The sequence below is a fragment of the Microvirga brassicacearum genome, assembly GCF_008757455.1.
Classification (GTDB): Bacteria; Pseudomonadota; Alphaproteobacteria; order Rhizobiales; family Beijerinckiaceae; genus Microvirga; species Microvirga brassicacearum.
The window spans coordinates 89,404-114,468 of sequence record NZ_VCMV01000004.1 but is presented as its reverse complement, the minus strand read 5'-3'; the positions used below and the strand labels follow the sequence as shown (position 1 = coordinate 114,468).

Genomic DNA, 25,065 nt, shown 5'->3' with positions numbered 1-25,065 from the left:
CCATTTTGGAGCCGGCTATGATTGTCATTATTCCGTCATTGAAACGTCATCCGGGCTTCTTGCGAGGATGATGAACGACAAGAACATCCTCGACGGGATGACAAGGGAGAGACCAGTTATGATGAATAAGTCCTTCCTCGCCGCCTTGGCCCTGGGCCTCGCGACGAGCACATCGGCATTTGCTCAGACGGAAATTCAATGGTGGCACGCGATGACGGGCGCCAACAACGACGTCGTCAACCGGTTGGCCGAGGAATTCAATGCCTCCCAGAAAGACTACAAGGTCGTCACCAGCTACAAGGGCCAGTACGCTGACAACATGAATGCCGGCATCGCCGCATTCCGCGCCGGTAACGCCCCGCACATCCTGCAGGTCTTCGAAGTCGGCACCGCCACCATGATGGGCGCCAAGGGCGCCATCAAGCCGGTCGGCGAGATGATGAAGGAAGCGGGCGAGAAATTCGACCCGAAGGCTTATCTCCCGGCGATCACCGGCTATTACTCGACCGCCAAGGGCGAGATGCTGTCGTTCCCTTTCAACTCCTCGTCCATGGTGATGTGGATCAACAAGGATGCGCTGAAGAAGGCTGGCATCACCGAGATCCCGAAAACCTGGCCGGAGGTCTTCGAGGCCGGCAAGAAGCTGAAAGCTTCGGGCCAGAACACCTGCGGCTTCAGCAATGCCTGGGCTCCCTGGGCGCTGATCGAGCAGTTCTCGGCCTGGCACAACGTGCCGATGGCCACCAAGGCGAACGGTCTTGACGGTTTCGACACCGAAATGAAGTTCAACTCGCCGCTGCATGTGAAGCACCTGCAGACGCTGGTCGATCTCCAGAAGGACAAGACCTACGACTATTCGGGCCGCGACAGCCGCTCGGAAGGCCGCTTCACCTCCGGCGAATGCGCGATCTTCCTGACCTCGTCGGGCTTCTACGGCAACGTGAAGGCCAATGCGAAATTCGACTTCACATCGGTGCCGATGCCCTACTACCCGGACGTCAAGGGCGCACCGCAGAACTCGATCATCGGCGGCGCGTCGCTGTGGGTGATGGGCGGCAAAAAGCCTGACGAATACAAGGGCGTTGCCAAGTTCTTCGCGTTCCTGTCGGACACCGATCGTCAGGCAAAGCTGCACCAGGAATCGGGCTACCTGCCGATCACCAAGGCCGCCTACGAGAAGACCAAGGCTTCGGGCTTCTACGAGAAGAACCCGGTGCTGCAGACCCCATTGCTCGAGCTGACCAACAAGGAGCCGACCGAGAATTCCCGCGGTCTGCGCTTCGGCAACATGGTCCAGATCCGCGACGTGGTGTCGGAGGAAATCGAAGCCGCTCTTGCAGGCCAGAAGCCCGCTAAGGACGCGCTCGATTCCGCCGTTGCACGCAGCAACACGATCCTGCGCCAGTTCGAGCGCACGGTCACGAAGTAACCGCCTCTCGTTCGAGCGACATGTCATCCCGGGTGGTCCAAGCCACCCGGGATGATCTTATGAAAGAGCCTGCGGATCGGGACCTCGTTCCCGTTGGCCGCCACATTCAGGTGCCCCGACGCGATGGAAAAACGAGCCCTCTTCTCGAACAAGCTGCTGCCTTATCTTTTGATTTTTCCGCAGCTTGCGATCACGCTTATCTTCTTTTACTGGCCCGCTTCGCAGGCGGTGTGGCAATCCTTCCTGCTCGAGGACGCGTTCGGCCTGTCGTCCGAATTCGTCGGCTTCGAGAATTATCGCCTTCTGTTCCAGCAGCCCGAATATTACCGCGCCATGGTGACGACAGCCGTCTTCTCCAGTGCGGTCGCGATCCTGTCGCTGTCCTGCGCGCTTCTGCTCGCGTCTCAGGCCGACAAGAACCTGAAGGCGGGGCATGCCATCAAGACGCTGCTGATCTGGCCCTACGCGGTCGCTCCCGCCATTGCGGGCGTCCTGTGGATCTTCATGTTCCACCCGACCCTGGGCACTCTGGCGCGGCCGATCAAAGGCGCCGGGGTCGATTGGAACCCGATGCTGAATGCCAACCACGCGATGCTGCTGCTGATCCTCTCCGCAACCTGGAAGCAGATCAGCTACAATTTCCTGTTCTTCCTCGCCGGCCTGCAGGCGATCCCCAAGAGCGTGATCGAGGCGGCGGCCATCGATGGCTCGGGTCCGATCCGCCGCTTCTGGACGATCATCTTCCCGCTGCTTTCGCCCACGACCTTCTTCCTCATCGTCGTCAACATCGTCTACGTGTTCTTCGATACCTTCGGCATCATCGATGCGGTGACGGGCGGCGGCCCCGCGGGTCGGACGACGACGCTTGTCTACAAGGTTTATGCGGATGGTCGCCTCGGCGGCGACCTCGGCGGGTCGGCGGCGCAATCGGTGATCCTGATGATCATCGTGATCGCGCTCACCGCTGTTCAATTCAGATTCGTCGAGCGTAAGGTGCAATACTGATGGTCGAGAACAGGCGCTATCGGAACCTCGTCGCCTACCTGGTTCTCGGAATGGGTGTCGCCATTGTGGCGTTCCCGGTATATCTGGCGATCATCGCGTCGACCTTCGACGCGGGAACGATCGCCAACGGCAACATGCCGCTGGTGCCGGGCGACCAGGCAGGGATCAACTACGAGCGCGCGCTGTTTACGGGCGGACGCCTCGCGCGCGAGCCGGTCGGCATGATGATGATGAACTCGTTCATCATGGCGATGGGCATCGCGATCGGCAAAATCATCATCTCGATCCTGTCCGCCTTCGCGGTCGTCTATTTCAGCTTCCCGTTCCGCAGGACTGCCTTCTGGGTGATCTTCATCACCCTCATGCTGCCGGTCGAGGTGCGCATCTATCCGACCTACAAGATTGTCGCCGATCTCGGATTGCTCGACACCTATTCGGGATTGATCCTGCCGCTGATCGCGTCGGCCACCGGCACGTTGCTGTTCCGGCAGTTTTTCATGACGGTGCCGGACGAGTTGCTTGAAGCCTCCAAGATCGACGGGGCGGGGCCGTTCCGTTTCTTCAAGGACACGCTGCTGCCGCTGTCGATCACGACGATCGCGGCGCTCTTCGTCATTCAGTTCATCTATGGGTGGAACCAGTATCTCTGGCCGCTCCTGATCACGACGCAAAGCTCGATGCAGACCATCGTCATCGGCATCAAGAAAATGATCACCACGCAGGACGCGTTGACCGAGTGGCAGATTGCCATGACGACCGCCGTGCTCGCCATGGTGCCGCCGGTCATGGTCGTCATCTTCATGCAGAGGCTCTTCGTGAAGGGCCTCGTCGAAACCGAGAAGTGACGCGCGGTTTTGCGCGTCTCCCGCTCCCTCGTGGGGGGAGCGCCAACAACAATGATGCAATCCATCTCGCCTCGTGCCCTTCGTGCACGAGCTGACGTCAAGGGGACAAGACAATGGCAGGCGTGACGCTCGATACGGTGCGGAAGGTTTATGCGGGCAATGTAGAAGCCGTGAAGGGGGTGTCGCTCGGCATCGAGGACGGCTCGTTTTGCGTCCTGGTCGGGCCCTCGGGCTGCGGCAAGTCCACGCTGCTGCGGATGATCGCCGGGCTGGAGACCATTTCGGGGGGCGAGGTCAAGATCAGCGACCGCGTGGTCAACGAGATCGAACCCGCCGAGCGCGATATCGCCATGGTGTTTCAGAACTACGCGCTCTATCCGCATATGAGCGTCTACGACAACATGGCCTATGGCCTGAAGAACCGGAAGACGCCGAAGGCCGAGATCGAGAAACGCGTGAACGAAGCGGCCCGCATCCTGGCCATCGAACCCTATCTCACGCGTAAGCCGCGTCAGCTTTCGGGCGGTCAGCGCCAGCGCGTCGCCATGGGTCGCGCCATTGTGCGCAAGCCGCAGGTCTTCCTGTTCGACGAGCCGTTGTCGAATCTTGACGCGAAGCTTCGCGTGCAGATGCGCGTGGAGATCAAGCGCCTTCAACGCGCGCTCGGCGTCACGTCGATTTACGTGACCCACGACCAGGTGGAAGCGATGACGCTGTCCGACAAGCTCGTGGTCATGAGCGGCGGCCAGATCGAACAGGTCGGCACGCCCTCGGAGGTGTATCGCCGTCCTGAGACGCGCTTCGTCGCGACCTTCATCGGTTCACCGCCGATGAACATCCTGCCCGGGCGGGTCGAAGGGCCGGGACTGGTGTCGGTCGGTGGTCAAATGATCAAGGTGACCGATATGCGCGAGGGGCTGACGCCCGGCTCGGCAATCGAAGTCGGGCTTCGCCCAGAGGACGTTCAGGCGGGGACGACCGGGACCAGCACGCTGACGCTGGACGTGGATTTCGTCGAGGAACTCGGCGCAACCCAGCTCTTCCACGGCAAGGTCGCGGGCGCCGAATTCGTCGTCCAGGCCTCGACCGGCCAATTGCCGTCCGATACGCGCGATCTCACGCTGTCGATCGACGCCGACAACGTGCACCTCTTCGATCCTCAAACAACGAAACGGTTGGGGGTCGCGTAGCTGTTCTGAGGGCTGCTCGTTCTCCTCCCACCTCATCCTGAGGAGCGGCGCAGCCGCGTCTCGAGGGAGCCTCCAGTGCTCTCTGGAGACGCCTCGTCGTACGAGACGCCGCTTCGTGGCCCGCGGGGTGAGGGTTGCGACTTCGCGCCCCGGAATGACTTGGAGAGATTGGCGCGGAAACCTGCAACGGCCGCCTCGTGGTTGCCTCCGGCCCTCAGCCCCTTTATCCCTCCTCTTGGTGTGAGGGATTGGCGATGACGGTCAAGGTCGACGGGGCGAAACTCAAGGTCCAGGACGTGGTGCGCGTAGCGCGGCCCAATCCCGATGGGCGATTCGAGAAAGCGGTCCTCGACCCGCAGGCACGGGAGCGGATCGCCGCCACCCGCGCCTATATCGACCAGAACTGGATGCATGACGACGCGCCGCTGATGTACGCGTTCAATACCGGCGTCGGATTATTCAAGGATCAACGGGTCCTGATCGCCGATATGGCGGCCTATCAGCAGAAGACCGTCTACGCCCATGCCACCGGCATCGGCGAGCCGTTCAGCGAGGATGTGACGCGCGCCATGATGCTGCTGCGCGCCAACGCCTTCGCGTCGAACTATTCCGGCCCCTCCGTCGAACTGGTCGAGCGGCTGATCGCTTTCCTGAATGCGGGTCTTCACCCGGTCATCCCGCAGAAGGGCTCGGTGGGCGCGTCGGGCGATCTCGCACCGCTCGCGCATATGGCGGGGGCCGTGTGCGGCTTCGCGGAAGCGGAGATGATCTATAAGGGCCGCCGAATGCCGGCCCGTGAGGCCATCGCAAAGGCGGGGTTCGATCCCGATTTCGTCCTCGGGGCGAAGGATGCGTCGGCGCTCATCAACGGCTCGACCACCTCTCTGGCACTTGGCGCACTCGCGGCGTCCGATGCGCGGCGCCTCATGAAACATGCCGACGTCGCCATGTGTCTCTCGCTCGAAGCCATGCGCGGCGAACTGGCCGCGTTCGATCCGAGGCTGCAGAAGGCGCGCCCGCATCCGGGGCAGCTCCGGGTCGCACGCAACCTGTTGCGGATCCTCGAGGGGAGCAGGCGCTGCTCGCAAGCAGCGCGCGACGTGGTCTTCCCCGACGAGGCACGCCAGCCCGGCGCATCCGCGGCACCACGCGTGCAGGATGTCTATTCGCTGCGGTGCACGCCGCAAGTTCACGGCCCGGCCGTTGAAGCCCTCGAATACGTCGAGCGCATCATCGGCACCGAAATCAATTCGGCCACCGACAATCCGCTTATCTTCGATGATGGCAAGAGCGGGTATGAATCGATCTCAGGCGGGCATTTTCACGGGCAGTACGTGGCCCAGGCGATGGATGTTCTGGCAATTGCCATGACGGATCTCGGTTCGATCTCGGAGCGCCGTCTGGCGCGCCTCATCGATCCGACCATGTCGTATGGCCTGCCGCGCAACCTGCTGGCCGGGAAGCGCGGACTGAACACCGGCTATGCCACCGTGCAATGTTCGATGTCGGCGCTGGTGATGGAGAATCGCGGGCTTTCGATGCCGGGTTCGGTCGATTCGGTCCCCGGCAAATCGAACGCCGAAGACCATGTGTCGAATTCGACCTGGTGCGGACGCAAGGCGCGCACCATCGTGGAGAATGTGGAACAGATCGTCGCAGTCGAATTGCTGATGGCAGCGCAGGCCCTGACCCTTGTCGAGCCGGTCGCGAAGGATCATCCGCTGGGCAAGGGGTCGCGGGCCGCCATGGACGCGATCAGGGTTGCCATTCCGCCCGCTCTGGACGGCGACCGCTGGTACGCCGCGGAGATGGCCCAGGCGCTCGACCTGGTCCGGTCGGGCGCGATCATCGCTTCCGTGGAGGGCGCGATCGGCACGCTTGAATGAGCCACGACGGGCCGGTTTACCGACGCCTGTCTGTGCCGGCTACCAACGGCGCCGGCAACGCTGGACGTCCCTTACTACAACCCGGCCATTGGGGAGACGAACGCGCTCCCGCACCCAACGGCAACGCGGCCCGGCGTTCACGCCGCAACGGCGAACGGTGCGATAGACAACGCGGCCGTTCGGTTGAATCGTTCGGACCCGGCGCGTCACGCAAGCCACATCCTCGATCAGGGACGGCGCTTCCAGCTGGCCAGGATTGAATCGCGCTTGAGCCTCCGGGCTTGAGAAAAACCCGATTGCGAGAGCAAATGCGAATGCAGGCAAGATGACGGCGCGCATAATCCAATCCTTCGGTAGTTATGATATGTGACGGACGATAACCGCCGTTTTTTGCCAAGGTTCCCGTACGAGAAAGAGCACCGCCATGCGGACTCGCGTTACGATCACCAAGGTGTGCGCCGACGACCGCGCTGAGTTGATTGCTGCGAATCTGGCAAGCTTATCGTTGCACGAGCCTTGGGTACAACCCTTTCGCGACGAGACCGGCTTCCTGACCTATCTGGCGCGGTGCGACGGCGAGAGGTCGGTAGGATTTGTCGTCCGCGAATGGACAACCGGTCAGATCGCCGGCGTGGTCAACCTCAACGACATTGTTCGGGGATTATTTCAGAGCGCCTATCTGGGGTATTATGGCGTATCCGGTCTCAACGGCCGCGGGCTCATGCGCGAGGCTGTCGGGCTTGTCCTGACCCACGCTTTTACACAAATGGACCTGCACCGCATCGAGGCGAATATACAGCCGGCCAACAGCCGATCGGTGAGACTCGTCGAAAGCCTTGGGTTCCGGCGCGAAGGCTATTCGCCACGATACCTCCGGATCGGCGGCGAATGGCGCGATCACGAGCGCTGGGCCATTCTCAGCGATGAGTGGAATAGCGGGCGCGCTGACGGAAGCTAGCTGCCCATCAGTCTCTTGTGCAGGAAGACGCGAGAATTGCCGATCGGGAAATCCCGCAATTCACCGAACCGCACGAATCCAAGGCGTTCATAGAGCGCGAGCGCGTTGGCGTTCATCGTGTCGAGCCAGGCCGAATGACAGCCGCGTCGCACGGCCTCTTCCTCGGCGATGGTGATCAGGCGACTGGCAATCCGTTGGCCGCGCAATCGTTCGGGAACGAAAATCAATTCGATCGTCAACCAACCCATTCCGGTGCGACCCCACAACCCGCCGATGATCGAGCCATCGACGCGGCCGCGAATCGCGACTGCAAGTGTCTGGATCTGGTGCCCAGGTGCGATTTCCGCGGAGTTGAAGTCACGCAAACCGTCGAGAATGACGGCGCGGATCTCGTCGCCCGGTTCCTCGACCAGCGCCAACTCATGGCTCATGTCACGAGCTTCTTGACCGATTCAATCAGGACACGCGCGGCGATGTCGGCATCCTCGACGGTGATCGATTCGGCCGGGTTGTGACTGATCCCGCCTTTGCACCGCACGAAAAGCATCGCCGACGGGCACAAGCCCGCCATTGCAACGGCATCGTGCCCCGCACCGGACGCGACGGACATCGGCGAAATCCCGAGGGATCGCAGTGTGTGTTCGAAAACCGCGATCAGGGCGGAGTCCATGGGTGTCGCCGGAGAATCCATGAACGGCTCGATCGCGAGGCCGACGCCGCGCTTCTGTGCGATCGCCTCGCACTCGGTCATGATATCCCGCACCATGGCGTGGCGTACGACGTCGTCGGGGGACCGGGCATCGAGGGTGAAGTCGACGCGTGCGGGGATGACATTGATAGCGCCGGGTCGAACCTGAGTCGCGCCGACGGTCGCAACGGTGTCGAGCCGGATCGCGCCGGTGCGTTCGACCGCAACGATCATCTCGGCGGCCGCCGCCAGCGCATCGCGCCGCATCGGCATCGGCACGGTTCCGGCGTGGCCGGCCTCGCCGGTCACCGCCGCGCGGGCCCGGGAAATCCCGCTGATGGCGGAGACGATCCCGACGGCAAAACCTGCCGCCTCGAGCTGCGGTCCCTGCTCGATATGAACTTCGAGATATCCCCGGTAGCGCGCCCGATCACGGGCAATCGTCCCGATCCGCGAGGGATCGCCGCCGAACGCCGCAAGAGCGTCGCGCAAGGTGATGCCGTCCTGGTCTATTCCGTCGAGCCACGCGGGATCGTAGCGACCCGAGAGCGCGGCGGAGGTGGAAAGATTGGTCGGAAAACGCGCGTTTTCCTCATCGCCGAAAGCGACGATTTCGATCGGACAGGCTGGCACGACGCCCTGTTGACGCAGGGCTTCTATCGTGACGATTCCGAGAACGACGCCAAGCGTGCCGTCATAGCGCCCCGCATCGACGACAGTGTCGATATGCGAACCGATCAAGAGCGCCGGCGCGTCCGGATTGGCGCCATCGAGACGTCCGACAACCGAACCGAGCGGATCGATGTGGCTGTCGAGCCCCGCATTCTGCATGAAGCCGAGCGTTGCCTCCGCGGCTCTGCGGTGGGCCTTCGACAGATAGAGCCGCGTCAGGCACGAAGGCTCGTCGCTGTACTGCGCCAGTTGATCCAACAGCGCCATCGCGCGGCGGCCCAAAGCGAGGTCGGTGGAGACAGGTGATTGCGTCATGGTTGAAACAGTTTCAGGAACCCACGAGCTTCGCAAGAGGAAGCCGCGTTTGGCGTCCTTACGCCGCCACGCCGAGCTTCTTCTGCAGGCTGGTCGACGACGTCGTGTATTGAAACAGCAGTTTCTTGTCCGGGTAGACGTAGCGGTGCACCTTCTGCGCCGCCAGCGCGCCCTCGTGAAAGCCCGAGAGGATCAGCTTGAGCTTGCCCGGATAGGTGTTGATGTCGCCGATGGCGAAAATACCCGGGACGCTGGTCTCGAACTTCTCCGTGTCGACGGGAATCAGGTTCTCATGCAGGTTGAGGCCCCAATCGGCGATCGGCCCGAGCTTCATGGTCAGCCCAAAGAACGGCAGCAACACGTCGCACGCGACATCGACGATCGAACCGTCGTCCTTCTTGATCGAGACGCCTTCGAGTACCGGCGATTTGCCCTTGAGATGCGTGACCTGCCCGAGATGAAGGTCCATGTCGCCGGAGGCAACGAGATTACGCATCTTCTCCACCGTGTGAGGTGCGGCACGGAAGGCGTCGCGCCGGTGGAGCAGCGTGAGGCGCTTGGCGAGGGGTTGCAGATTGACGGTCCAATCCAGCGCCGAATCGCCGCCGCCGACGATCAGCACGCGTTTGTTGCGGAACATCTGCATGTGCCGCACGGCATAGAACACGCCGGTGCCCTCATAGGCCTCGATGTTCTCGATCGGTGGCTTCTTGGGCTGGAACGAACCGCCGCCTGCCGCAATGACCAGCGCCTTGCAGATGAAGGTGGTGCCATTCTCAGCCGTCTTGACCCGGAAGAGCGGTGCCTCGGCCGTCCCGATCGGCTCGACGCTCTCGACCATCTCGTTGAGGTGGAAAGTCGGATGGAAGGGTTCGATCTGCGCCAGCAGATTGTCCACGAGGCCCTGACCGGTCACCATGGGAAAGCCCGGAATGTCGTAGATGGGCTTTTCGGGATAGAGCTCGGCGCATTGCCCGCCGACCTTCGGCAGGATGTCGATGAGGTGGCATTTTATGTCGAGGAGGCCGAGTTCGAACACGGCGAACAGGCCCACGGGCCCCGCGCCGATGACGACGACGTCGGTTTCAATATTGTCGGTCATGAACTGGCTCCTTCGAGAGCCACTCGAAAAGCACGGTCTCTCGTTTTTGGCAATGCGTCAGGCTTGGCGATCAGCCGCTCGCGGGCGCAAGCGTGAGTTCGAGCCCGTCGAGTTCGGGCGTCCAGATGATCTGGCAGGACAGGCGCGAAGTGGGTCGGGTCACGACGGTGTCGAGCTGGTCCTCTTCCTCGTCGGTCGCAGGATAGAGCCGGCCGAGCCAGTCCTCATTGACGAAAACGTGACAGGTGGCGCATTCGCAGGCGCCCCCGCAGAGCCCCTCGATCGGCAGGCCCCAATCCCGGATGATCTCCATCACGCGCCACCCCTCGATGCATTCGAGAGTGTGACGCTTTCCTGTGCGGTCGGTCACATGGATGACGCCCATGAAACGGGAATTCCTCAAGCTTAACAAGGTTCTGGAGAGTGGCACAGGGCCGCGAACGGGCTGATATCGGGCTTTCGGGCTGATCCGTCAATGGTTTGGCGCGGGGATCAGACCCCCAGCGTCTCCGCCCGCAGCGCCTCGTCGGCGAGAAAATCCGCCATCGGCCCGGCGAATCGAATGGTGCCGCGCTCGATCACGCAGGCGCGGTCGCCGATGGCAGCTGCAAAAGCCCAGTTCTGCTCCGATAGGAGAACCGCCACCCCCTCGGCCTTCATGGCGCGGATGACCTCTGCCATGGCCTGGACGATGACCGGCGCGATGCCCTCCGAGGGTTCGTCCAGCAGGATGGCATCCGGATTGCCCATCAGGGTTCTGGCAATGGCAAGCATCTGCTGCTCCCCGCCGGACATCTGGCTGCCGCGCCGTCCGCGCATCTCGGCCAGGTTGGGAAACAGGCCGAACAACCGCTCCCGACTCCACGGCGAGCGCCCGGCCCGTTGCGCCTGGCGACCAACCTCGAGATTCTCCTCCACCGTCAGGTCGGTGAAGATGCGCCGGTCTTCGGCCACGTAGCCGAGGCCGAGACGGGCGATGCGGTAGGTGGGGAGTCCGGCGATCGACTGACCCTTGAAGGCGAGGCGTTCCGCACGGGCAATGACCAGCCCCAGGATAGCCTTGAGTGTGGTCGTCTTGCCAGCCCCGTTCCGGCCGATCAGGGCGACCACCTCGCCGGGATGGAGTTGAAGCGAGATATCGAACAGGACCTGCGCTCGGCCATAGCTGGCGGAGAGACCCTGGATGTCGAGAAGCGGCGTCATGGGGCGCCCGTCAAAGCCGGCGCATTGCCGAGATAGGCTTGCCGCACCTGAGCGTTTTCGCGGATCTCCGCGGGGCTCCCCGCCGCGATGATCTCGCCGCGCAGGAGAACCAGAATTCGGGATGCGTGCCCAAACACCACGTCCATGTCGTGCTCGGTGAACAGAATGCCGATGCGGCGCGTCCGGGCGATCGAGTGGGTGAGATCCATCAACGCCGCCCGCTCCCGGAACGCCATTCCGGCCGTCGGCTCATCCATCAGGAGCAGCTTTGGCTCGCCCGCAAGCGCAATGGCGAGCTCGACCCGCTTCACGTCGCCGTAGGCAAGCACCGAGCAGGACCGATCCGCCGCCTCCGCCATTCCGACCTGGCTCAGCAAGTCCAAGGCGTCTCGCCGATGGTGCTGCCGTGCCTCGGTCCAGATCGCCCGGCTCTCGCGGTGGTGGCTGATCAACGCCATCTGGACGTTTTCGCAGACGGTCATGGAGTGAAACGCCTGTGCGATCTGGAAGGTGCGGCCGATCCCCTGGCGGAAACGCTCCTGCGGCGACGCAAGCGTGATCGCCTTGTCTTCAAGCAGGACGGCTCCCCGATCCGGCGGCAGCTGACCCCCGATCATGTTGAAGACGGTCGATTTGCCGGCGCCGTTGGGGCCGATCAGGGCCAGCATCTCGCCCCGCTCGACCGCAAAGCTTACGTCATGTGCCGCCACCACGCCGCCGAAGGCTTTGTTCAGGCGTTCGACCGCGAGAAGACTCATGCCCGATCCTCGCCCCATTGCCGAATGGTGCCGACGAGACCGCGGGGGAAAACCAGCACCATGCCGATGATGCTCAATCCGAGAAATAGCCGCCACAGCGACGTCAACGGCATGATCTGGTCGCGCAGGATATGCAGCACGGCGGACCCGGCGAGCGGCCCGGCAATGGTCTGGATGCCTCCCAGCAACAGCATCGTCAGCGCGTCGACGGAGGTCGGAATGCCGAGAAGGCTCGGGTCCACCGAGCCTCTGGAAAACGCGTAGAGACTGCCCGCGATCCCGGCGCCCGCGCCCGCCAGAATGAACGCCAGCCAGCGCTGCTGGCGAACGGCGATGCCGATGGCCTCGGCGCGTGGTTCGGAATCCCGCGCAGCCCGCAAGGCATAGCCGAACGGCGATTCGATGATCTTCTTCAGGAACAGGACGGTGATGACCGTGAGCGCCAGGGTGAGGAGATAATACGCGCTGCGGCCAGCAACCCAGTTCGACGGCCAGACGCCGACGATGCCGTTGTCGCCGCCCGTCACCTCGACCCACTGAAACGCGATCGCATAAAGGATTTGCGCGGCCGCCAACGTCATCATGGCGAGGTAGATGCCCGACAGACGCACCACGAAGGCGCCGATGAGAGCGGCACCCAGTGCTGCGAGCAGCAGGCCGGCCGGAAAGGCAGCCTCCATCGGCGCGCCAAGCCATTTAACGGTGAGCGCTGACCCATAGGCGCCAAGGCCGAAGAAGGCGGCGTGACCGAAACTGACGAGACCGCCCACGCCGATCAGGAGCTGAAGACTGAAGGCAAACAACGCGAAGACGAGAATCTCCGTTGCGACCTTGAGCAGGTAGGGATCGCCGATCAAGGGAAGACAAGCCAGCAGCACGATGCCGATCGTTGCGAGAAGTGTGCCGCGAGCCATCGGCTTGCGGCTGGCGATGCCTACCGCATGGGTGCCCCCGAGAATTTCAGGCCGCCCGAAGAAGCCGTAAGGACGGATGGCGAGCACCACCGCCATGAGCAGGAACACGACGACGAGCGTGCTCTTGGGAAAGATGAGAATGCCGAAGGCCTGCAACTGGCCGATGATCAGGGCTGCCAGAAACGCTCCCGGCACGCTGCCCATGCCGCCGACGACCGTGACGACGAAGCATTCGGCGATGATCGACAGGTCCATCCCCGTATTGGCGGCGACGCGGGGGATCTGCAAGGCGCCGCCAAGTCCCGCCAGGAACGCGCCAAGAAAGAGCGTCCCGGTAAACAGCAGAGCCTGATTGACGCCAAGCGCCGCGACCATCTCGCGATCCTGCGTCGCAGCTCGAATCAAAGTGCCAAAGCGGGTCTTGCGCAAGACAAACCACACCGCCGCAAGGACGGCAGGGCCGGCCGCGATGAGCACCAGTTCGTAGGATGGAAACCGCCGCCCGAGGATCTCCACCGGCGCCCGCAAACCGGGCGCCCGCGGTCCCAGGATGTCCTGCGGACCGAAGATCTGGACGACGAGATCCTGCAGGACCAGCACGATTCCGAAAGTCGCCAGAAGCTGGAACAGCTCCGGCGCGCCGTAGATGCGTCGGAGCAGCAGCACCTCGATGACGACGCCGAGCAGGCCGACGATCAGCGCTGAGATCACGATGCCGAGCCAGAACGATACTGGGCCGAACCAGAGTTCGAGCATCCACGGCACCAACGTCGCGGCGGTGAACGCTCCCACCATGTAGAGCGACCCGTGGGCGAAGTTCACGATTCGCGTGACGCCGAACACAAGCGTCAGACCGCATGCGGTGATAAACAGCGAGGACGCGCTGGCCAACCCGTTCAAGGCCTGGATCGCGACGAAGGAGAGATCCATTTCGCCTCTACCCGCGGATCAGGGAAAAACGGACCGCAGCTTTCAATAGGTCAGTCCTTCCGGGCGGCCTTCACTTCGGCCTCGGACGGCATGTAGGAAGTCCCGTCATTGTATTTCCAGTCAGACATGCCGCCGGATTTTCCCTTCAGGACGAGCTTTCCAACCCACGCGCCCATGCTGGATTGATTATCGATACCGCGCATCGTGACCGTACCTGCGACGGTGTCGAATTTGGCGTCCTCGAGAGCCTTGATGATCGCATCCGTATCGGTGGAACCCGCGCGCTCGATCGTGTCGCGGATCATGTACAGGACCATGTAGCCCAGCAGCGAGCCGAGCCGAGGCGTATCGTTGTATTTGGCCCGATACGCATCAACGAACGCCTTGTGCTTCGGCTCGGTGATCTCGTCCCAGGGATAGCCGGTCACAATCCAGCCTTCCGGAACCTCGTCCTTCAGCGGCAGGAGCCATTCGGGCTCGCCGGTCAGGAGCGACAGGACCGTCTTGCCCTCGAACAGCCCGCGTGTGTTCCCCTCGCGGACAAACTGGGTGAGATCGGGTCCGAAGGTGACGTTGAAGATGCCGTCCGGCTTGGCCTGTTCAAGCGCCGAGACCGTCGCTCCCGCCTCGATCTTGCCGAGCGCCGGATATTGCTCGGCAACGATCTCGGCGCCGGGCACGCTCTCCTTGATGAGGCGCTTGAACACCGCGGCGGCCGACTGGCCATATTCGTAATTGGGGGCGACGATGGCCCAACGCTTCGCGCCGGAGGCCTTCGCCTGCTCGACCAGCATGCCGACCTGCATGAAGTTGTTGGGGCGGATGCGGAAGGTGTAGCGGTTGCCCTGCGCCATCGTGATGGCGTCGGTAAGGGGTTCGGCGGCGATGTAGACGATCTTCTTCTGGTTGGCGTAATCCGCCATGGCGACGCCGACATTCGACAGGAAGGAGCCGAAGAGCAGGGACACGCCCTCGCGGGTGACCAGCTCATCGGCGACCCGTGTGGCGTCGCCTGTGGTTCCGCCGTCATCGCGCGAGATCACTTCGATCGGGCGCCCCAGAACACCCCCCTTGGCGTTGATTTCCTCGACGGCCAGACGCCATCCGTCACGATAGGGAACCGTGAAGGCCGCCTGCTTGGCATACGAGTTCAGCTCTCCGATCTTGATCGGGGCCGTCTGCGCCTGTGCGGCCGATGCTCCGAGCGCGAGCGCCACCCCTAAAGCCAGCCAACCGGTCATCGACGTCTTTGCCATCTCGCATCCCTTGCGTTTGCAGGACATGCGAGGGTGTAGGGCCAATCGAGCCGGGAAGAAAGCCTGAATGATCGGCATGGGCGAATTCTCGCGACAGCGCACTTCTTTACCTTGCCTGGGGAAGAATCCCGACCACAATGGTGCACCTAGCCCTCTCGACGTTTCCCCGGGCGGCCAGCGCCCTTACCCAGTTCCACGGTGATGCCCTCATGCTGCTCGACAATGATCCCGCCCACGCGTTCATGCCCTATCCTCCGGTCAGCGTTCCGAACGCGCCGTCAGGGCCGCTTGCCGGGCTCACCTTCGCCGCGAAGGATCTCTTCGACGTGGCGGGATATCCGACCAGCGCTGGGTCACCGCAGATTCTCGCCATGTCGGGGATCAAGACCGGCACCGCACCCACCGTTCAACGGCTTCTCGATGCCGGCGCCCGGTTCGTCGGCAAGACCATCACCGACGAACTGGCGTTCTCCATGAGCGGCAAGAACGCCCATTTCGGCACGCCCGTGAACGGCGCCGCGCCGGATCGCATCCCCGGGGGGTCCTCGTGCGGCTCCGCTTCCGCGGTCTCCAACAATCTCTGCGACTTCGCGCTCGGCACGGATACGGGCGGTTCGGTTCGCGCGCCGGCAAGCCATTGCGGCCTCTTCGGCCTTCGCCCGACGCATGGGGGAGTGAGCCTCGAGGATTGTCACGATCTCGCGCCGTCCTTCGACACCTGTGGCTACTTCGCGCGCGATGGCGAGACCTTCACGCAGGTCGGAAAGGTGCTGCTGGGCGCCGACGGCAATGCCCTGCCGGAGAAGCCAAGGCTTCTTCGTGCCAGCGACGCCTTCGCGTTACTCGACCGGCCGGTCCGCGACAGCCTCGCGCCGGCTGTCCGGCAGATCGAAGCGATCCTCGGCAAAGCGGACGAGACGGACGTGGCGACCGAAGGGTTTACAGTGCTTTACTGGACCATGCGCTACATCCAGGGGCGTGAGGCCTGGACGGTCGACGGACCGATGATCGAACGCCTCAAGCCGCCGATGGGCCCTGGTGTGGCGGACAGGTTCGAGTTTTCACGCAACGTCACCGACCAACAGGTGATGGAATCCCAGACCATCCGCAGCCGCTTTCGGGAGCGGCTCGCCGCCCTCCTTGGCAACGATGGCGTGCTGATCCTCCCAAGCATGCCGGATATCGCTCCGCTTCTGACCGACAGCGATGAGGCTCTCAACGACTACCGCAACAAGGCGCTGAACCTTCAGTGCCTGTCCGTTCTGTCGGGCCTGCCGCAGGTTTCGATTCCGCTGGCGTCGCGCGAAGGCGCGCCGCTGGGCCTGTCCCTCCTTGGGCCGGCCGGGTCGGATCTCAGCCTCGTCCACCTTGCGGCGCGGATCGCGCAGGCGCCGCAAAGAGGCTGAACAAGGCGAGACATCGCGGCGTTACCCGCAAGCACGAGCGTCAAGGGGAACAGGCATGGCGAATCCAGTGGTCGATATGGAGACCCCACGCGTTGCGGTCGCAAGCTGCTGCGTGGTCGGCGAGGGTCCCCTGTGGGACCATCGCAACGACACGCTCCTGTGGGTCGACATCAAGAACCCGGCGATCTGGCGCTATCATCCGGCAACCGACAAACATTCCCGCGTCGAAGTCCCCGAGCGCGTCGGATTTGTCGCCCTGACCCCAGATCCGGATATCGTGATTGCCGGGTTCAAATCGGGTCTCGTGCGGTTCAATCTCTGGGGCGGTGAAATCCAGCCGCTCGTGTCACCGGAGCCCGACCGTCCGAACAACCGCATCAATGACGGGCATGTGGGGCCGGATGGCCACCTGTATTTCGGCACCATGGATGACGATGAGGCGGACCCGACCGGCGCCTTCTGGCGCTGGGACGGCAAGGACCTTCTGCGCTTCCGCGACGGCATCGTCGTCACCAACGGTCCGGCTTTCAGCCCGGATGGCCAGACAATCTACACGATCGACACGCGCAACCGCACGATCCACGCCCATACGCTCGGCGAACACAGCCCGGGCGAAGCCCGCCTCTTCAAGCGATTCGACGACGCGTCCGGCTATCCGGACGGAATCTGTGTCGACGCGGAAGGCCACATATGGGTGTGTCATTGGGGCGGGTCGCGCGTGACCCGTCTGACGCCGGACGGAACCGTCGAGCGAATCGTTCCGATGCACACCGCACAGGTCACAAAATGCGCCTTCGGCGGACCGAATTTGACGACCCTGTACATCACCAGCGCCGCCATCGGCCGTGATCCCCACATTGATCCCATGGCGGGCCAGCTTTACACCATGGAGAGCGGCATTCGCGGGTTACGGTCCAACATCTTCGAGGGATAGGCGAGGATGCTTGCACCCTTCGGTTCCCTTGACGGGGTGGATATCTCAGAGGTTACGCTCGCCAATTCAGACGGAATGGAGATGCGGGTCCTCACCTGGGGGGCCGTCATTCGCGACCTCGTGGTGCCGTCCGTGGATGGTCCGCGGCATGTGCTGCTCGGCCTCGACACGATCGAGGATTATGTCAGGTACTCACCCTATTTCGGGGCGGTCGTGGGTCGGTACGCCAATCGCATCGGCCGTGCGCGCTTCACGCTCGATGGCGAAACCTATCGTCTCGACGCCAACGAGGGACGAAACCAGCTCCATGGCGGGTCGCGAGGCTTCGGCACACGTCCGTGGACGATCATCGATTTGCAGCCGTCGAGCGTCACCCTGGCATTGGTGTCGGCGGATGGCGACATGGGCTATCCGGGAAGGCTCGTTGCCACCTGCACCTATGCGCTCCTGGCGCCCGCCACATTGCGCGTGGAGCTGGTGGCGGTCGCCGACAAGAAGACGCCGGTCAATCTCACCAACCATGCCTATTTCAACCTCGACGGCAGCACCGACATCGGGTGGCATCAACTGATGATCGCGGCAGATTTCGTGACGCCGACCCACTCCGATCTCATTCCAACCGGTGCGATCAAAAGCATTGCGGACACGGCTTACGATTTCAGGGCGCAACGGCCGATCGGTGCCGCCCAGCTGCTTCAGGGACGGACCTCCTACGACATCAATTATGTGCTTCGCGGTTCGGGCGCTTTGTCTCATGCGGCGACGCTGGCCTCGATGAGGAGCGGCATTGCGATGGCGCTCTGGACGACGGAGCCGGGTCTCCAATTCTATGACGGACATATGATTCACATTCCAGTGGCGGGATTGGGTGGCGCGCGCTACGGCCCCCATGCGGGACTGTGCCTCGAGCCCCAGCGTTTTCCCGACGGCCCCAATAAGGCCCACTTTCCCCACACTATTCTCGAGCCAGGGCGAACGTCCTGTCAGGCCAGCGAATACCGATTCGGCCCTGCTTGAGGGAACGGCGACGCAGGACGGACGTTAACCTTCGCTGTTACGGCTGAGTCGAGGAAGCGGTCGGATGCCGGTACTGGATGCCAAGGCGCTTGAACGAGACCCGAAGGGTGCGGCCTTTTTACGGGCCGTGCTCCGGCAGAAGTCGTCCCGTCGCGCCAAGGTTTCCCCCTCGTCGGACAAACCCCGAGAGCTGCCGGTCGACGATGCGCCTGACGTCAACGCCGAGCGTGTCGTAACCCTCGCCTGATCTATTCCGTGACCGGCGCCAGCAACCCACGTTTTGCCAACAGCGCATCGGGCGTCGGAAGCTTGCCGCGGAAGGCGGTGTAAGCCTCGGCGGGATCGCGCAGGTTTCCGGCCGAATAGATAAACTGCTTCAGTTTGCTGGCAGTCGCCGGGTCGAAAGCGTCCCCGGTTTCCTCGAACGCCGTAAAGGCGTCCGCGTCGAGCACCTCCGACCAGAGATAGCTGTAATAGCCGGACGAATAGCCGTCGCCGGAAAACACATGCGTGAAATGCGGCGTGCGGTGGCGCATGACGATCTCGCGAGGCATGCCGATGGACGCGAGAGCATCTTTCTCGAAAGCCGCCACATCAAGAGAGGTCGGATCCTTGCGCTGATGCAACGCGATGTCGACCAGAGCCGACGAGAGATACTCGACCGTCGCGAATCCCTGGTTGAAATTGCGCGCGGCCATCAAACGCTGGAGAAGCGGCTCGGGGATGGGTTCGCCGGTCCGGTAATGGGTCGCGTAACGGCGCAGGATATCGGGCTGCGAGAGCCAGTGCTCGAAGAGCTGCGACGGCAACTCCACAAAGTCCGTCGAGACGCTCGTTCCGGCGAGCAAGGGGTAAGTTACGTTCGACAGCAATCCATGCAGGGCGTGGCCGAACTCGTGGAACAAGGTGCGCGCGTCGTCGAAACTCAGCAGCGCGGGCTCGCCCTCTCCACCTTTGGCGAAGTTCATCACGTTGACGATGATCGGACGGATGTCGCCCGCGAGTTTCTCCTGTGAGCGGAAGGCGCTCATCCACGCGCCGCTTCGCTTCGAGCTGCGGGCAAAATAGTCGCCGATGAACGTTCCCACCACGGCGCCGCCCGCATCCATCACGCGCCACGCGCGAATGTCGGGATGATAGCGCGGGAAGTCTTTCAGTTCTTCGAAGCGGAGCCCGAACAGACGGCCCGCCGTCTCGAAGGCCGCGTCGATGATCCGGTCGAGCTGGAAGTAGGTCTTGATGACAGACTCGTCGAGATCATGGCGCTCCAGCCGCACGTGCTCGGCGTAGTAGCGCCAGTCCCAGGGTTCGATGGTGATGGCCTCACCCTTGCGCTCAGCGTAACGCTGAAGATCGTCGCGCTCGACCATGGCGCGGGCTCGGGCGGGCGCCCAAACTTCATTGAGGAGCGCCAAGACCGCATCGGGCGTTTTCGCCATGGTGTCGGCGAGCTTGAAATCGGCAAATGTGCCGTAGCCGAGAAGCCTCGCCCGTTCGGCCCGAAGCGCGATCATCTCGGCAATGATGGCCTTGTTGTCGGTCGCGCCCCCTGAATCCCCTCGGGCGGTCCAGGCTTTAAAGGCCTGTTCGCGCAGATCGCGCCTCTGCGAGAATTGAAGGAACGGCTCGATGCTCGAACGCGACAGGGTGATCACGTATTTGCCAGGCATGCCCGCGTCGGCGGCAGCCCGGGCGGCGGATTCGCGCAGGAACGGCGGCAATCCCGTAAGGTCGGGTTCGCCATCCAGAACGAGGCGGTAGGATTTTTCGTCCGCCAGCACGTTCTGGGAAAACTGCGTGCCAAGGCTCGCGAGACGTTCGGTGATCGCGGCGAGCCGTTTTTTCCCACTGGAATCCAGCCTCGCGCCGGCGCGGACGAAGATGGTGTGATAGCGGTCGAGAACGCGCGATTGCTCGGCGTTCAGGCCCAGATCCTGCCGTGCGGCATATAATTCGTCGACCCGGCGAAACAGGGCGTCGTTCATGAAGATGGCATTGCGATGCTTGGCCAGCACTGGCGCCATCTCGCGCTCGACGGCCTGCATCGCGTCATTCGTGTGCGAGCCGGCGAGATTGAAGAACACGCCTCCAACGCGCTTGAGCGCGGCGCCGCTCCGTTCAAGTCCCTCGATGGTATTGGCGAAGGTGGGCGAGGCGGGCTGCTCTATGAGGGCGGCAATCTCGGCTTTCTGCCGCTCCAAAGCCGTGTCGAAGGCCGGGCGGTAATCCTCTGGGGCGATTGTCTCGAATGGCGGAATGCCCTGGGGGTCCGTCCACTCGGCAAGGAGAGGATTGCGCTCAAGTTGGGACGAGAGGGTCGAAGTCATGGCAGGGCTCGCTGTTGGCCGGCGGGACGAAGACTCATATCCGCCCCACCCTCGCACCGGAAGGGGCACTGGCCAAAAGCCACCCCGGCAATGTGTTCCGCCAAGGATCGATCGGTTTCGATTGGAGTTGATGTGAGCAGGCGAGATCCCCTCGCAGATTGACAGAGACCCGCCCATGCGAGCGCCGCCCACGCCATCTCCAGGGGAGACAGAAATCCAGCCACCGGGCGTTCCGGGGATTTCGGGCCTCATGACGCTGATCGTCGGGATCGTGGTCCTGGCCGCGCTCTATATCGGCCAGGACGTATTCCTGCCGGTCGTTCTCGCCATTCTGCTCGCATTCGTGCTGGCGCCGTTCGTGGACTGGATGCGTCGGTGGCATCTCGGACGGGTGCCCTCCGTGGTCATCGCGGTTCTCGTCGCTTTGGGAATTATCGTAGCCCTTGGCGGTATCATCGGCTTTCAGGTTGCGGGGCTCGCAACCGACCTGCCGCGCTATCAGGCGACCATCAAGGAAAAGGTCGGGTCCATCCGCGCGGGGACGATCGGCCGTCTGCCAGCGATGCTGAAAGAGTTCAACAAGGCGGTGGAGCAGGCACCCCCGAAGGAGCCGGAAAACGCCAGCTCGGCAGCGGAGCCGGCACCACCGGAGCCTAACCCTCTGCCGGTGGAAGTTCACGAGCGCGAGGCGACTCCGCTCCAGATCGCCCAGAGCATCGCCGTGCCGTTGCTGAAGCCGCTGACGACGACCGGGATCGTCTTCGTGGTGCTGATCTTCATCCTGCTTCAGCGGGAGGATCTCCGCGACCGGATGATACGGCTGTTCGGATCGAGCGATCTTCACCGCACCACCGGCGCGATGGACGATGCCGCCCGCCGCCTGAGCCGCTATTTTCTTTTCCAGCTCGGTCTCAATGCGGCATTCGGCGTCATGATAGGGATCGGTCTCTGGGCAATCGGCGTGCCCAGTCCGGCTCTGTGGGGTGTCTTTGCGGCCGTGATGCGGTTCGTTCCGTATATCGGTTCGTTCGTGGCGGCGGCGTTTCCGATCGTGCTCGCCGCGGCCGTTGATCCAGGTTGGTCGATGGTGCTGATGACGGCGGCGCTGTTTCTCATCACCGAGCCGCTCATGGGGCACGTGATCGAGCCTCTGGTCTATGGCAAGAGCACAGGTCTGTCGCCTTTCGCGGTCGTGATTTCGGCGATCTTCTGGACTTGGCTCTGGGGACCCGTCGGGCTTCTGATTGCGACGCCGCTGACGCTTTGCCTCGTGGTCCTTGGTCGACACGTGGATAGGCTCGAATTTCTCGACGTTCTGCTCGGTGACCGGCCCGCACTGACTCCTGCCGAAAATCTCTATCAACGCATGCTTGCCGGCGATCCCGACGAGGCGCTCGAATCGGCCGAGCTGCTGCTGAAGGAGCGCTCCCTCACGTCGTATTACGACGAGGTCGCGTTGCGCGCCGTTCAATTGGCCGCGAAGGACGCCAAGCGGGGGGTTATGACGAGCGTGCAGATCGAACAGGTCAAGGATGTGGCACGCTCGCTCGTTCAGGATCTCGGCAGTCACGATGACGAAGAGCCGGACGCGACCGACACCGAAGACGATCCCGTCGCTCCTCCGGAAAGCGAGAAGCCGCTCATTCGCGATCCGGCCCTGCCCGACATCTCCCCGCTTGAGGATCGCGTGCCGCAGGAATGGAGGAGCGAAGGGGCCGTCATGTGCCTTGCGGGCCGTGACCCTCTCGATGACGCCGCCGCCGATATGTTCGCGCAGCTTCTCTCAAAGCATGGTCTCGGCGCGCGGATTGTCCCGCACGGCGCCGCTGGACGCTCGACTATCGCAAACCTGGATGTGACGGGCGTCGAGATGATTGTCCTGTGTTACGTGGAGATTGCCGGCACGCCTGCGCATCTGCGCTATCTCGTGCGACGCCTGCGCAAGCATGCGCCCGATGCGAAGATCATGGTCGGGACATGGCCGCCCGATCACGTGGTGTTCCGTGACGAAAGCATCCGCGCGGCGATTGGCGCCGATCACTATGTGGCGTCGTTGCGCGAGGGCGTTGTCCGCAGCCTGCAGATCGCGACCGGCGAGGAGCACGCAGCGTCGGCCGAAGCCAGCGTCGTGACGCTCGTGCCGGAGCAGCGCGCGGGTGCCGCGAAGCGCATGCGTCTGCCGGCCTAAAAGATTGTTCCGGAGACTGGCGTCACCGGAAGTTCGCGTGCGTCAGATCGGCGGATTTGCGAGAAAGTCCTCAGCGTAATGGCAGGCGACTTGCCGACCATCGACCATGCGCAGTGGCGGCCGCTCGACGCGACAGCGGTCAGTCACATACGGACAACGGGTCGAGAAAACGCATCCGGTCGGTGGATTGAGCGGTGAGGGCAGTTCGCCTTTCAGGACAATCCGCTTTCGCCTCTCGCCGGATGCGCTCGGCGTCGAGGAGAGAAGCGCCTGCGTGTAGGGATGCAGCGGACGTGCGTAGATCCGCTCCTTCGGCCCCTGCTCGACCGTGTGCCCGAGATACATGACGAGCACGTCGTCGGCGATGTGCCTCACGACGCTGAGGTCGTGGGAGATGAACAGATACGCAAGGCCGAGTTCGCTCTGCAAATCCGCCAGCAAATTCAGGACTTGTGCCTGGATCGAGACGTCAAGCGCGGAGACCGGCTCATCCGCCACCACGAGCTTGGGTGACAGCATCAGTGCGCGCGCGATGGCGATGCGCTGGCGCTGTCCGCCGGAGAACATGTGCGGGTAGCGATTATAGTGCTCCGGCCGCAGACCGACCTTGGTCATCATGGCGCGGGCCCGTTCCGTGCGCTCGGCGCCCGACAGCTTGGTGTTGATCGCCAGCGGCTCTTCCAGAATCGCGCCCACTTTCTTGCGCGGGTTGAGCGAGCCGTAGGGATTCTGGAAAACCAGCTGAACCGTGCGGCGCAGGTCCTTCGCCTTGCCGTGCGGCGGGTTTACGGCATCGATGCCGTCGAGATTGAGGGCACCCTCCGTGGGCTTCTCGATCAGCGTCGCCATGCGCGCGAGGGTCGACTTGCCGCAGCCGGATTCGCCCACCACGGCGAGGGTCTTTCCCGGCTGCAGGGTGAACGACACGCCGCCGACCGCCTGCAGCCGCCCCGGCTCCTTGAATAGCCCACGCCGAACTTCGTAGACGCGTTTGAGGTTCTTGGCTTCGATGACCGGAGTGCTCACGACGCAATCTCCTTGGCGGGGACGGGACGATCTGCGTTCAGCCGCGCCTCCCGTGTCGGATCGCCGAGCGGATAATGGCAGCGGATTTGCCCTCCTGCCCATGAGCGCAGCTCCGGCCGGACCTCGCGCGAATGCTCGGTCGCATACGCGCACCGTGGGCTGAAGAGACAACCGCGCGGGCGATCATAGAGACCTGGAACGACGCCCGGAATCGTTGCGAGCCGGCCATCGTGGCTATGTTCCGGCAAGGCTGCCAACAAGGCCGCCGTATAGGGGTGCTGCGGCGAACGGAAAAGGTCGTCTGCCGCCCGTTCCTCCATCACCTGTCCGGCATACATCACCATGATGCGCTTGGCTGTTTCGGCAATGACGCCCATGTCATGCGTGATCATGACGAGCGCCATGTTGCGTTCTTTTTGCAGCGTCACCAGCAGGTCGAGAATCTGTGCCTGAATGGTCACGTCGAGGGCCGTCGTCGGCTCGTCCGCAATCAGCAGTTTGGGATTGCAGGCAATCGCCATGGCGATCATCACGCGCTGGTTCATGCCGCCGGACATTTGATGTGGAAACGACGACAGGCGGCCTTCCGGAGATGGGATGCCGACCTGCTCGAGCAATTCAATGGCGCGCCGTCGTGCCGTCTTGCGATCCATTCCCTCGTGCAACCGCAACGTTTCGGTGAGCTGGAAGCCGATCGTGAAGCAGGGATTGAGGCTCGTGGTCGGCTCCTGGAAGATCATCGCCACGTCCTTGCCCGTGAGCTTGCGGCGCTCCTTGTCGGAAATGGTCAGAAGATCGCGCCCGTTGAACGACAGCTTGTCGGCGGTCACTCTTCCGGGAAAAGGCACAAGACCCATCAGCGCGAGCATCGTCACGCTCTTGCCCGAGCCTGATTCCCCCACGACGCCGAGAACTTCGCCCTTTTCAAGCGTCAGGCTGACGCCGTCGACGGCGCGCATGATGCCGCCCTGGGTGGGAAATTCGACGGACAGATTTTCGATTTCAAGCAGAGCCAT

The 25,065-nt window shown here is 63.1% G+C and carries 22 protein-coding genes; 11 read left to right on the top strand and 11 right to left on the bottom strand.

Translation table 11 applies throughout. The features are described 5' to 3' along the window. The first annotated feature begins 118 nt into the window (after positions 1 to 118). The 6 genes from ugpB to FEZ63_RS04440 all read left to right on the top strand — a co-directional run bounded on the left by ugpB (position 119) and on the right by FEZ63_RS04440 (position 7,313). Positions 119 to 1,429 (top strand): sn-glycerol-3-phosphate ABC transporter substrate-binding protein UgpB, encoded by a 1,311-nt coding sequence (gene ugpB / locus FEZ63_RS04465; RefSeq protein WP_150942432.1) that lies wholly within the window; start codon positions 119 to 121, stop codon positions 1,427 to 1,429. 123 nt (positions 1,430 to 1,552) lie between these two features. After that, positions 1,553 to 2,434, top strand: a complete 882-nt coding sequence (gene ugpA, locus FEZ63_RS04460; protein WP_150942431.1) for a sn-glycerol-3-phosphate ABC transporter permease UgpA — start codon at positions 1,553 to 1,555, stop codon at positions 2,432 to 2,434. Further along, on the top strand, positions 2,434 to 3,279 hold the full coding sequence (ugpE, locus tag FEZ63_RS04455) for a sn-glycerol-3-phosphate ABC transporter permease UgpE (RefSeq protein WP_150942430.1): 846 nt from the start codon (positions 2,434 to 2,436) through the stop codon (positions 3,277 to 3,279). The genes ugpA and ugpE overlap by 1 nt, the downstream gene beginning before the upstream one ends. Positions 3,280 to 3,392: 113 nt before the next feature. After that, entirely contained in the window at positions 3,393 to 4,469 is a 1,077-nt protein-coding gene (locus FEZ63_RS04450) for a sn-glycerol-3-phosphate import ATP-binding protein UgpC (protein ID WP_150942429.1), read from the top strand. Positions 4,470 to 4,723: 254 nt separating this feature from the next. Further along, a complete protein-coding gene (locus FEZ63_RS04445) occupies positions 4,724 to 6,355 on the top strand; it encodes an HAL/PAL/TAL family ammonia-lyase (RefSeq protein ID WP_150942428.1) in 1,632 nt (543 codons plus the stop codon). Between the two features lie 424 nt (positions 6,356 to 6,779). Beyond that, positions 6,780 to 7,313, top strand: a complete 534-nt coding sequence (locus FEZ63_RS04440; RefSeq protein ID WP_150942427.1) for a GNAT family N-acetyltransferase — start codon at positions 6,780 to 6,782, stop codon at positions 7,311 to 7,313. Here FEZ63_RS04440 and FEZ63_RS04435 read toward each other — a convergent pair. The 8 genes from FEZ63_RS04435 to FEZ63_RS04400 form a co-directional block, all read right to left on the bottom strand. Then, positions 7,310 to 7,744 (bottom strand): GNAT family N-acetyltransferase, encoded by a 435-nt coding sequence (locus FEZ63_RS04435; protein WP_150942426.1) that lies wholly within the window; start codon positions 7,742 to 7,744, stop codon positions 7,310 to 7,312. The genes FEZ63_RS04440 and FEZ63_RS04435 overlap by 4 nt on opposite strands. Then, positions 7,741 to 8,988, bottom strand: coding sequence for an allantoate amidohydrolase (locus FEZ63_RS04430; protein WP_150942425.1), 1,248 nt, complete (start codon positions 8,986 to 8,988; stop codon positions 7,741 to 7,743). The genes FEZ63_RS04435 and FEZ63_RS04430 overlap by 4 nt, the downstream gene beginning before the upstream one ends. Positions 8,989 to 9,046: 58 nt before the next feature. Beyond that, positions 9,047 to 10,090 carry an NAD(P)/FAD-dependent oxidoreductase gene (locus tag FEZ63_RS04425; protein WP_150942424.1) on the bottom strand — a complete coding sequence of 348 codons (1,044 nt, stop codon included), beginning with the start codon at positions 10,088 to 10,090 and terminating at the stop codon, positions 9,047 to 9,049. Between the two features lie 70 nt (positions 10,091 to 10,160). Beyond that, complete coding sequence (locus tag FEZ63_RS04420; RefSeq protein ID WP_150942423.1) at positions 10,161 to 10,475, bottom strand: 2Fe-2S iron-sulfur cluster-binding protein; 315 nt, start codon at positions 10,473 to 10,475, stop codon at positions 10,161 to 10,163. 107 nt (positions 10,476 to 10,582) lie between these two features. Then, positions 10,583 to 11,293, bottom strand: a complete 711-nt coding sequence (locus FEZ63_RS04415) for an ABC transporter ATP-binding protein (RefSeq protein ID WP_150942422.1) — start codon at positions 11,291 to 11,293, stop codon at positions 10,583 to 10,585. Beyond that, positions 11,290 to 12,051 (bottom strand): ABC transporter ATP-binding protein, encoded by a 762-nt coding sequence (locus tag FEZ63_RS04410; RefSeq protein WP_150942421.1) that lies wholly within the window; start codon positions 12,049 to 12,051, stop codon positions 11,290 to 11,292. The genes FEZ63_RS04415 and FEZ63_RS04410 overlap by 4 nt, the downstream gene beginning before the upstream one ends. Continuing rightward, positions 12,048 to 13,895 (bottom strand): ABC transporter permease, encoded by a 1,848-nt coding sequence (locus FEZ63_RS04405; protein WP_150942420.1) that lies wholly within the window; start codon positions 13,893 to 13,895, stop codon positions 12,048 to 12,050. The genes FEZ63_RS04410 and FEZ63_RS04405 overlap by 4 nt, the downstream gene beginning before the upstream one ends. Positions 13,896 to 13,945: 50 nt before the next feature. Continuing rightward, positions 13,946 to 15,151 (bottom strand): ABC transporter substrate-binding protein, encoded by a 1,206-nt coding sequence (locus FEZ63_RS04400; RefSeq protein WP_150942419.1) that lies wholly within the window; start codon positions 15,149 to 15,151, stop codon positions 13,946 to 13,948. 137 nt (positions 15,152 to 15,288) lie between these two features. On the opposite strand from FEZ63_RS04400, the gene FEZ63_RS04395 reads away from it, so the two are divergent. The 4 genes from FEZ63_RS04395 to FEZ63_RS04380 all read left to right on the top strand — a co-directional run bounded on the left by FEZ63_RS04395 (position 15,289) and on the right by FEZ63_RS04380 (position 18,755). Continuing rightward, a complete protein-coding gene (locus FEZ63_RS04395) occupies positions 15,289 to 16,557 on the top strand; it encodes an amidase (protein ID WP_244622636.1) in 1,269 nt (422 codons plus the stop codon). Positions 16,558 to 16,612: 55 nt separating this feature from the next. Continuing rightward, the gene (locus FEZ63_RS04390; protein ID WP_150942418.1) at positions 16,613 to 17,491 is read left to right on the top strand and encodes an SMP-30/gluconolactonase/LRE family protein; all 879 of its coding nucleotides are present in this window, start codon (positions 16,613 to 16,615) and stop codon (positions 17,489 to 17,491) included. 6 nt (positions 17,492 to 17,497) lie between these two features. Then, the gene (locus FEZ63_RS04385; protein WP_150942417.1) at positions 17,498 to 18,508 is read left to right on the top strand and encodes an aldose epimerase family protein; all 1,011 of its coding nucleotides are present in this window, start codon (positions 17,498 to 17,500) and stop codon (positions 18,506 to 18,508) included. Positions 18,509 to 18,572: 64 nt separating this feature from the next. Then, complete coding sequence (locus tag FEZ63_RS04380; protein WP_150942416.1) at positions 18,573 to 18,755, top strand: hypothetical protein; 183 nt, start codon at positions 18,573 to 18,575, stop codon at positions 18,753 to 18,755. 1 nt (position 18,756) lies between these two features. Here FEZ63_RS04380 and FEZ63_RS04375 read toward each other — a convergent pair whose 3' ends face one another. Further along, positions 18,757 to 20,835: a M3 family metallopeptidase gene (locus FEZ63_RS04375; protein ID WP_150942415.1), complete on the bottom strand. Its 2,079-nt coding sequence runs from the start codon at positions 20,833 to 20,835 to the stop codon at positions 18,757 to 18,759. Positions 20,836 to 21,010: 175 nt separating this feature from the next. Here FEZ63_RS04375 and FEZ63_RS04370 point away from each other — a divergent pair, with 175 nt between their 5' ends. Beyond that, on the top strand, positions 21,011 to 23,023 hold the full coding sequence (locus FEZ63_RS04370; RefSeq protein WP_150942414.1) for an AI-2E family transporter: 2,013 nt from the start codon (positions 21,011 to 21,013) through the stop codon (positions 23,021 to 23,023). Positions 23,024 to 23,065: 42 nt separating this feature from the next. Here the strand turns inward: FEZ63_RS04370 and FEZ63_RS04365 are convergent, their stop codons facing one another. Both FEZ63_RS04365 and FEZ63_RS04360 read right to left on the bottom strand, forming a co-directional pair. After that, entirely contained in the window at positions 23,066 to 24,049 is a 984-nt protein-coding gene (locus FEZ63_RS04365) for a peptide ABC transporter ATP-binding protein (protein ID WP_150942413.1), read from the bottom strand. Then, on the bottom strand, positions 24,046 to 25,065 hold the full coding sequence (locus tag FEZ63_RS04360; RefSeq protein WP_150942412.1) for an ABC transporter ATP-binding protein: 1,020 nt from the start codon (positions 25,063 to 25,065) through the stop codon (positions 24,046 to 24,048). The genes FEZ63_RS04365 and FEZ63_RS04360 overlap by 4 nt, the downstream gene beginning before the upstream one ends.